General features: G+C 45.1%; 6 protein-coding genes. All 6 read left to right on the top strand.

What is annotated here, in order from left to right:
• The first annotated feature begins 53 nt into the window (after positions 1 to 53).
• Positions 54 to 2,558, top strand: a complete 2,505-nt coding sequence (locus tag CHH53_RS10750; RefSeq protein ID WP_095216132.1) for a CDP-glycerol glycerophosphotransferase family protein — start codon at positions 54 to 56, stop codon at positions 2,556 to 2,558.
• Positions 2,559 to 2,769: 211 nt separating this feature from the next.
• On the top strand, positions 2,770 to 3,615 hold the full coding sequence (locus CHH53_RS10745) for an STAS domain-containing protein (RefSeq protein ID WP_095216131.1): 846 nt from the start codon (positions 2,770 to 2,772) through the stop codon (positions 3,613 to 3,615).
• A 262-nt stretch (positions 3,616 to 3,877) separates the two neighbouring features.
• On the top strand, positions 3,878 to 4,231 hold the full coding sequence (flaG, locus tag CHH53_RS10740; RefSeq protein WP_095216130.1) for a flagellar protein FlaG: 354 nt from the start codon (positions 3,878 to 3,880) through the stop codon (positions 4,229 to 4,231).
• A gap of 15 nt (positions 4,232 to 4,246) precedes the next feature.
• Entirely contained in the window at positions 4,247 to 5,791 is a 1,545-nt protein-coding gene (locus tag CHH53_RS10735; protein WP_095216129.1) for a flagellar hook-associated protein 2, read from the top strand.
• A gap of 16 nt (positions 5,792 to 5,807) precedes the next feature.
• A complete protein-coding gene (gene fliS, locus CHH53_RS10730) occupies positions 5,808 to 6,206 on the top strand; it encodes a flagellar export chaperone FliS (RefSeq protein WP_095216128.1) in 399 nt (132 codons plus the stop codon).
• Positions 6,206 to 6,559 (top strand): flagellar protein FliT, encoded by a 354-nt coding sequence (gene fliT / locus CHH53_RS10725; protein ID WP_095216127.1) that lies wholly within the window; start codon positions 6,206 to 6,208, stop codon positions 6,557 to 6,559. The genes fliS and fliT overlap by 1 nt, the downstream gene beginning before the upstream one ends.
• The last annotated feature ends 108 nt before the right edge of the window (positions 6,560 to 6,667 follow it).

Genomic DNA, 6,667 nt, shown 5'->3' with positions numbered 1-6,667 from the left:
GTAAACGTATTCTACGTTTACTTTTTTTATTTGTCTGAAAAGGGGATGCTCGCATGATCATCGATTTCACCCTCATCTATGCCGATGGGAACGGGACCTTGGAAACAAGATTGAAAAAGACTATCGAACTGCTGGTTGATCGGGGTCATCAGGTAAGGGTGTTTCAATCATACAGATCCGAGGATGCAAAGTGGGAGACGGCTTTGCCTGAGGTTCACTATTACGGAGAGAAGAGCGGACTGGAGTATGAGAACCCAGATTCCTTGATCGAAGGCTATACGAATAGCCTGCGGCACCATGGCAAGCCGGATGTGATTGTGGCGGTCCGGGCGCCGCTGATGAATTATGTATGCCGTACGGCGGTGGCGCAGCTGCATGGACCGATGCCCCGGATTTATTCCTGGCTGCAAGAAGCTCCTGAAGAATATGGTTACGAAGAGGCGCTGAAATTCAGTGATCGTCATTTGGTGATGAACGAACAGTTGGAGGAAGCAGTGCGCCGTTATGCATTTCAGGAGCAGTGGCTCCATATGATCGGGGAACCGATTTTGCTGGGAAAGCAGGATGTCATTCCCCGGCCAGAAAAGAAGGCGCGCTTCGTCTCTGTCGGGGAGCTATCCTTATTTGATCATCATTATGAGAAATTATTTGCGGCTTTTCAGGCTATCCAGGATAAGGCTGATCTCATGATGATCGGAGATGGACCTGATAAGGCAGCCATCAAGGCCATGGCGCAAGACATGGGAATCGGACAATCGATCCTATGGCAGGATGAGGCGGCGGACTTTTGGCCGCATGTAAAATCAGCGACAGCATTGATCATCAAAGGAAACGATGAAGCATCGCATCGTTTGACGATCGAGGCACTGGCCAGAGGAATCGTGCCGGTTAAGGAAGGGTACGGCGAGCCGCTGCCGACATTGGCTGATTTGCGGGGGATTGCGGAAGGCGTGTATGAACTCCCTCCAGCAGAGGCATGTCAGGAACTGGCCGAGCCATATCATATGGAATCGGTAGTTGATCGCTTGGAAACAGCATTGCTGGAGGAAAGCTATTCCGAAATCCCGCAGCAAGCCATACATGATCCGCAATATCTTTATTATAAAGTGCTGGATGATATTTTGACTTGCGCCATCGATGGATCTGAATCGATCGCTCAAACAGAAGAGGAAGTCGATTATTTAGCAAGCTTCTTTACACAGCGGTATATTAATGAAGAATTTCATCCTGTGGAGGCTGATGTGACCAGGCAAGCCGCATATCCCAAAGTGGAATCGGTAGACTACCATTATACAAGGGCATCGGTGCGTCTGCTGTTGATTCAGACTTGGAAGGAGCAAGATCGATCCGAGAAAGTATATTGCCGGCTGGAGTTGGTCAATAAAGCTGGCACATGGAAAATCGATCAGCTGCAGCGGGAGGCGCCTTACCGTCCAGAAGAGCAGTCCGTATCCGCGGCAGGCCGCAAAAAGCTAGTCATGGTAGCGCGCAATAGCAGCGGTTCGAACACATATGCATTGGCAAAAAGTATACCAGAAGCCATACGTGAATCCTTCGATGCAGAACTGCTTCAGCAGCAGGAAACGCAAGAGTTCCAGGAAAAAGTAAAAGCAGCCGATGTGCTGATCATTACCGAAGCGAATATCAAGCACAACAAAAAGCTGTACAATCCAAACCAGCTGATCATCGATACTTGGCATGGCTTTCCGCTGAAAGCGATGGGGTTTGCGGATAAGAATGAACAGAATAAGCATGTGCTGGCAGACCGTTGGGGCAGCATCAATTATGTATGTTCTTATTCGGATTTCTTCAGTGATTTGATGATCCGCTGCTTTAAATTGAACCCCGAACATATCCAATTGACGGGAGCACCGCGGAATGATTTGCTGCTTCAGCGGCCGGATACACATTTCCTGAAAGAAGAATTCGATATCGATCCAAGTGAAAGCAGGATGATTTTCTTTATGCCGACGTATCGGCAAGTAGCACATAATGACCGTGCGGATACGAATTTGAATAGGGATAATTTGTTTGGCATGGAGAGCTTCGATAATGATCAGTTTCATGATTTCCTGGAGAGAGAAAACCTGGAGCTGATAGTGAAGCTGCATCCAGCGGAGGAGAAGCTGTTCCTGAATCATTTCGAAAGGCAGACACGTGTCCATCTCCTTACTGATGAAATGCTGACACGCTATGGTATGGATCTGTATGAAATCATGCCTCTGGCCGACATGCTCATAACGGACTATTCCTCGATATATTTTGATTATTTGCTTCTGGATAAGCCTATCATCTATACGCCTGTCGATCTTCATTCGTATCAGCAGAATCGTGGGTTCATCCTTGATTCGTACACGAACTGGACACCTGGTCCGAAAGTGACGACCCAGGAGGGACTGCAGGATGCTTTGGCAACTTTTATAGAAAATCCTAATTGGTTCAGTGCTGAACGCAAACAAATACGGGACCAAGTCCATCATTTCCAGGATGACCAGTCATCAGCAAGGGTGTGGGATTTTATCCAGGAGAAAATCGCTGCTTACACCCAGCCCGTGTGAACCGCCTTTATAGGGCGGTTTTTTATTACTTTCGATTATTTTTTCCGGAATAGGTTTTGAATGAATAGGTTATGGGTAGATAGAAGAGGACAATCCTCCTGATTCGGGAGGAATGAATATTTTCCAAATTATTACTTGTGAATTTACAAGAATGGCAAAATTACATATATTTAAACAGAGAAGTTAAATGAACCTCAGGAGGAACAGGAGTATGCATAGGAATAAAGACTTGTATTTGTTTTTGGAACAAAAAGCGAAGGACCTTACGGAAGATTGGTATCGGCAGCTTGATAAGCATAACAGCTCTGGCGTTTACGCAACCCGTGATCCAGAAACGATAGAAAACCTCAAAAAGCAAAACTACGATTTTCATCTTCACTTCTTTCGTATCTTCATTGAAGACAAAGAAACTTTCAGCAAAAATTTCGAAGAGTGGATTATTTCCATTGCGCGGGATGAAAAACATCTGAATACGCCCACGCATCAAATCATCCGTGAATTTGTTGTCACTCGGAAGCAGTACCTTGATTTGATCAATGAATTTTATCATTTACATAAAGACACGATCGAACGGGAAATGCTTGAACTTTGGAACCGCGAAATAATCACAGCCGTTGATCAGGTGATCCTGAAAGTGACGGAGGAAATGCATCATTATTCGAATCGGAAGCTGCAGGCACAGCAGGAGATGATCAATGAACTCAGCTCTCCAGTCATCCTGTTGAATGATACGACAGCCCTGCTGCCATTGGTAGGTGACATTGACACGAACAGAGCGAAACTGATATTGGAGAATACACTTCGCGCATGTACCGAACAGGATGTCGATTTGCTGTTCATCGATCTCTCCGGCGTCATCATCATCGACACGATGGTTGCCCAGCAAATCTTTTATCTTGTCGACGCGCTGAAATTAGTCGGGGTGGAAACGGTGATTTCCGGAATGCGCCCTGAAATTGCCCAGACAGCAGTCCAGCTGGGAGTCAGCTTCAATGTCAAAACAACCGCAACATTGACACAGGCAATCCGTACTAGCAGCCGTATCTCCATTAACTGATTTGAAAATGCTTACATGATGTGTTTCACCTTTTTCCATCAGCAGAAAGGTAGCTGATCGATCTTGACAAGGCAGCACATGAACTGCAGCAGCCTATCTTGCCAGTGAGGCTTCGGATCACAAGTTAGTCCATAATTGATGACAAGCAGGCGGGTACAGAAAGAAGTGCCCGTTTTTTTCTGCGTTTTTTTTGTTTTGCTTCTTCACATCCCTGTCATTCTGCCGATATAAAAAGAAACGCATGTGCAAGGAGATGGCTTTGATGATTGATAAATTGTCTACCGCTTCACAGCATGTTACACACCAGTCGGGAGAAAGTCGTCCCGCAGCGAGCGAAACAATACGTAAACAGGAGACCGCTTCGGATGGCTCCAACCCATATATCGATTTTGACAAATCAGATTTTGAACAAGTGATTGAAACAATGAATCAATTTTTGGAACCGACCCATACAAATTTGAAATTCGAGTTGCATGAAGAACTGGAACGTTATTATGTGACTGTGGTCGATTCCGATACGAAGCAAGTCGTCAGGGAAATCCCGCCGAAGAAATTATTGGATGCCTATGCCAAGATGGCGGAATTCATGGGTTTGCTCGTAGATGAAAAAATATAAGGAGCAGGTGATCATATGGTAGATAGTGTTTCTTCCAGCAGCAGCAGCAATTCCATGCGTGTAGGGGGACTTGCTTCCGGAATCGATACGGATTCCCTCGTGGAACAATTGATGAATGCAGAGCGCCAGAAATTATACAAACTTCAGCAGCAGCAAACGACGCTGACCTGGCAGCAGGATGCATATCGGGAAGTGAATACTTCATTAAATAGTTTTTATGAAAAAGTCAAAGACATGAGATTATCGACAAACTTCAATACAAAGTCGACTAGTTCAACAAGCAGTGCCTTGACAGTTACGGCTGGGTCAGCCGCTCCGGATGGCAACTTTACAATCAATGTGAAGCAAATCGCAAAGGCCTCTATCAATACAAGTGGTTCAAGCATTGCAGAAGCTGGTTTCGATCCTGACGCTGCAATAGGAGAGCAAACGTTTGCGGGAGGAAAAAAAGTCACAGAAGCCGATTTATCTTTCTCCATCACGACATATGATCAAGATGGCAACGAACAGGTGCATGATTTTTCTTATGAAACAACCGACAGCTTGAATGATATCCTTTCAGATATTACAAATTCTGACGCGGGTGTCCGCGCTTTCTACGACGAACAGACAAGAAAAGTTGTCATCGAGAAGAAAGATACCGGGCAATTCAATAAAGATGGCGGATCGGAGATCAGTTTCGATGCCAGCACCAATAACTTCTTCACGAGTTTCTTGAATCTGGATGAGAATGAAGAATCAAAGGGCCAGAATGCGGTGCTTGTTTATAACGACAAGCTGGAGATTACGACCACCGAAAACAGCTATAATTTAAATGGCATGACGCTGAACTTCACGGCTCCGACAAATGGTGCAGCAACAGTGACAGTCAGCAATGATGTGGATGCGGCCGTCGAAAAAATCACGGCATTCGTCGATGAATATAACAAGCTGATCGAAGAAGTGAACGGAAAGCTGACGGAGCAGAAATACCGCGATTATCCTCCTCTCACAGAAGCTCAAAAGGAAGAAATGTCCGAGGATGAAATCAAGTTGTGGGAAGAGAAGGCGAAGAGCGGTCTGTTGAGAAGTGACTCTACATTGACCTCTGGTCTTTCGGGACTTCGTTCGACCTGGTACAGCTCGGTAGAGAACGGCGGGACATTTACGCACTTGACCCAAATCGGCATCACAACTTCCAAAGAGTGGCGCGATAATGGGAAACTGGTCATAGATGAAACAAAACTAAGGGAAGCCTTGACGGAGGATCCCGATGCGGTCCACAAGCTCTTTTATAATAATACAGAAGATGAATCAAGGGGATTGCTCAATCGTTTGGAAGATTCCCTTAAAAAGACAATGGACAATATCTATAACAAGGCTGGTAAATCGACTTATACAAATGATCAATTCACGATTGGCAAGAGCTTAAATGAAGTCAATGAGAGAATCGAGTCTTATCAGGATTATCTAAAAGATGTAGAAGATCGATACTGGCGCCAATTCTCAGCCATGGAACAAGCCATAAGCCAATTGAATCAACAATCCGCTTATCTGATGTCTAACTTCGGAACGGCGTAAAAGGAGTATGACAATCATGTCGGTAAAAAATTACCAGGCGTATCAGCAAAATTCCGTCCAGACCGCTTCACCAGGTGAACTGACACTCATGCTGTATAACGGCTGTATCAAATTCATCAAATTTGCTCAGCAGGCATTGGAAACAAAGGATATCGAGGCGAAGAATACCAATATCCAAAAAGCGCAGAATATCGTGCGTGAGTTAATGATTACTTTGGATCCTGACATTCCAATCTCCAAAGAAATCATGCCTTTATATGACTTTATCAATCAGCAGCTGATTCAGGCAAATACACATAATGATCCGCAAGCGCTCAGTGCTGCATTGGAACTGATCACGGATTTCCGTGACACTTGGAAGGAAGTCGTCAAACAGGCGCGCAAGCAGCAATTCGGTACAGGAGCGTCTGTCTGATGAATCGGGTGCAGGCATTGTATGACACGACTTCTGAATTGGATGTACTCGTCAGTCAGCCTGTGACAGCCGAGAATCGGGAAGAAGTCGTCCATTCCCTTACAGAGCTGCTGGGTATCCGTTCTGAACAGATGGACGAGCTGAAGCCTCCTTTCACAAATGAAGAAAAGCAGCTGGGCAAGGCGCTATTGCCGATGAATGAACGGATCAGCAAGCATGTGCAGCAGATTTTCGAGCAATTGAAAATGGATATACGGATGATCAATAAGCAAAAGCAGTCCGGTAAAAAATATATCAACCCATATGCCAGCATGCATACGTTTGATGGCAGGTTTTTGGATAAACGGAAATGAAGAACGCCCGAACCTATAATGGTCCGGGCGTTTTATCGTTTGTTATTTTATTCGTGTCCATTTCGTGACAGGTTCCGACCATTTTTTTATTTTTCTGATTTATTTTTT

It is taken from the genome of Terribacillus sp. 7520-G (assembly GCF_002271665.1).
Classification (GTDB): Bacteria; Bacillota; Bacilli; order Bacillales; family Amphibacillaceae; genus Terribacillus.
Note: the sequence above shows the minus strand (reverse complement) of the source record. Positions and strands in the feature narration are given on the sequence as shown.

What these genes read in the sequence shown, in the direction of transcription:
- CHH53_RS10750 (WP_095216132.1), top strand. Translation starts at nt 54, where the DNA reads ATGATCATCGATTTCACCCTCATCTATGCCGATGGGAACGGGACCTTG.
- CHH53_RS10745 (WP_095216131.1), top strand. Translation starts at nt 2,770, where the DNA reads ATGCATAGGAATAAAGACTTGTATTTGTTTTTGGAACAAAAAGCGAAG.
- flaG (WP_095216130.1), top strand. Translation starts at nt 3,878, where the DNA reads ATGATTGATAAATTGTCTACCGCTTCACAGCATGTTACACACCAGTCG.
- CHH53_RS10735 (WP_095216129.1), top strand. Translation starts at nt 4,247, where the DNA reads ATGGTAGATAGTGTTTCTTCCAGCAGCAGCAGCAATTCCATGCGTGTA.
- fliS (WP_095216128.1), top strand. Translation starts at nt 5,808, where the DNA reads ATGTCGGTAAAAAATTACCAGGCGTATCAGCAAAATTCCGTCCAGACC.
- fliT (WP_095216127.1), top strand. Translation starts at nt 6,206, where the DNA reads ATGAATCGGGTGCAGGCATTGTATGACACGACTTCTGAATTGGATGTA.